The sequence below is a fragment of the Oleiphilus sp. HI0132 genome, assembly GCF_001635845.1.
Map to the genome: position 1 here is coordinate 1 of NZ_LWGJ01000991.1, position 270 is coordinate 270.

General features: G+C 48.5%; 1 protein-coding gene. It reads right to left on the bottom strand.

What is annotated here, in order from left to right; all coding sequences use genetic code 11:
- On the bottom strand, window positions 1-236 hold a 236-nt coding region (locus A3766_RS11145), incomplete at its 3' end, for a chemotaxis protein CheB (RefSeq protein ID WP_231882889.1).
- Between the last annotated feature and the right edge of the window lie 34 nt (window positions 237-270).

Here is a 270-nt window from a genome sequence, read left to right on the forward strand (position 1 = left end):
TCTAAATTGCTAGCACTGGCGTCAGGTGCACTGTAGCAGCCAACTTTATTAATTAATGCTCGAGCCAGGTCTTTTGGAGATGCGGTGTATGCACTGCATTCAAGATCAATCACAGATTGCGGCATCGAGCCATTCGCACACCCATCTGGTGCTTGAGTCCATACTGAGCAGCCTTGCTTATGCATCGTAGGTGCCATCAACGAGCCGTCATTCCCCATGCCGCTAAATACGATCACATGGCAAGAACAAGCAAAACGTCATTTATCCCAG